Raw genomic sequence first — 1838 nt, 5'->3', positions numbered from 1 at the left:
CTGCTCCACCGTCCTCATCTGAGCTTGTAAACCCTTTAAGGAAAAATCAGGATTCCAACCCGCATATAAACCCACCCCCACCGGCACATACCTGGAAGCTGTCGCCAGTCCCGAACCCGAAAGACTTGCCGCCACCTGATTGGGAGTTTTCCGATAGATCTGTAGGACCACCTCATCCACAATCCCTTGACGCACCCAAGCCAACCAATTTTGATTATATTTATTCACCGCAAAAGAGTGAGGATTAGGCGAAAGACTAACCACCAACTTGGGATTAATCGCCTTGACATGATCGTGCAACTTGCGGGTTAAATTCGTTAAAGCCTGACTTTTATTACCAAAAACACGCGGAACCGCCCAATGATCATCTAACTGAATCCCCGCCAAATCTTTTTCTTTTAAAATATCTTCCATATTCCCCAAAAGATAGGCTTGTACCTGCGGATTCGCCGGATCTAACCAGACATTGGTTTCCACCACCGTCTTCCCTGCGGGCGTTTTTAATAGCCAATCCGGATGCTTTTTGGCAATGGGATCCTTAGGGGATAACATCAAACCATACTCAAACCAAGCAAATGGTTTCAAACCCTGCCGTAAAGACTCCTTAACCGCTGCCCGCCAGGGATTGCTCAACGGCGGCACAAACAACCAATTCGTCGGACGTTGGGAAGTCGGATAAAGTGTTCCCCTAAACCCATAAACACTAAAATACACCCGGTCATAACCCGATCGCGAAAGATGATTTAACACCTCATCTAAGGACGTAGTGTGATGTAACAATATCGTGCCAATATTGGTTAACCAAACCCCCTTCATCTGCTCATTTTCCACTGCCTTTCGGGGAGCCGCTCGGTGAGTAACCAACAACAAAAAAGCCACTCCAGCAACAATCCCAAGCCTCTTTAGGTACTTGCTAAACTTAACCATGATTGCCGATTAATCCCACCAAGATATTTGATAATAGTATTATTTTAGTCCGATTTTTGATATTCAGTTCCTCATCAGCAGGCCTTAAATAGGGCTTGCGGCAAAAATTAGGGGCGAAGCATTCGGATAGGAAATCTACGGTTTCAGCGATAGGTTATCGCCCGAATGCTTCGCCCCTACAGGACTCAAAACCTTGCACCTGTTTCGCAAGAAAAGCCCAAAACCCTTGCCTCGCCTACATTTCACATTTATTCAGCAATCCCTATTTCGTTAGTTTAAGTTTATCAGGGTGATCAGACTAAATCTGGTTATTAAAAACTGATTATCAGTGAACTAAAAAATAGATACCGGGTGTATTAGGCTGCCCTAACACACCCAGAAAAGATTTTAGGGAAAATTAACCGACGACACAGAGAATATCCGATGCGTGACTAGCGGTATTCACTTTGTCATCCACATGGCTAATTTTGCCTTCTGCATCGATGATATAGGTGACGCGCTTAGAATAGCCACCCCCATCGACATCATAAGCTTTGGTGATAGCACCATCGGTATCTACGAGCAATTGGAAGGGTAAACCGTATTTTTCTTTAAATTTTGCATGGGAACCCTGGTCATCCCTGCTCACCCCGAAGACTACTATTTCCTTGTCTTGGTATTGTTCGTAGTTATCCCGGAAGCTTTGCGCTTGCTTGGTGCAGCCGGGGGTATCATCTTTGGGATAGAAGTATAAAACTACGACTTTACCTTGAAAATCCGACAGGGAAACGGTTTTTCCAGTATCGTCGGTGGTGGTAAAGTTCGGTGCGATTGTTCCAACGGTTAAAGCCATAACTCCGATTCCTTTACAAAAGTTAATCTATATTGATCATAAGGGATGAGGGTCAAAAACAGGGAGAGGGGTGATGGGG

2 protein-coding genes are annotated in these 1838 nt (G+C 44.9%); both read right to left on the bottom strand.

Going from position 1 to position 1838, the window contains the following annotated elements; genetic code table 11:
• The coding region (locus tag IQ242_RS23875; RefSeq protein ID WP_193961664.1) for a family 10 glycosylhydrolase at positions 1 to 927 on the bottom strand (927 nt) is incomplete at its 3' end.
• A gap of 397 nt (positions 928 to 1324) precedes the next feature.
• Positions 1325 to 1759 (bottom strand): peroxiredoxin, encoded by a 435-nt coding sequence (locus tag IQ242_RS23870; RefSeq protein WP_193961663.1) that lies wholly within the window; start codon positions 1757 to 1759, stop codon positions 1325 to 1327.
• Positions 1760 to 1838 lie beyond the last annotated feature (79 nt).

The sequence above is a fragment of the Microcystis sp. LEGE 08355 genome, from assembly GCF_015207185.1.
Classification (GTDB): Bacteria; Cyanobacteriota; Cyanobacteriia; order Cyanobacteriales; family Microcystaceae; genus Microcystis; species Microcystis panniformis.
Note: the sequence above shows the minus strand (reverse complement) of the source record. Positions and strands in the feature narration are given on the sequence as shown.

What these genes read in the sequence shown, in the direction of transcription:
- IQ242_RS23870 (WP_193961663.1), bottom strand. Translation starts at nt 1,759, where the DNA reads ATGGCTTTAACCGTTGGAACAATCGCACCGAACTTTACCACCACCGAC.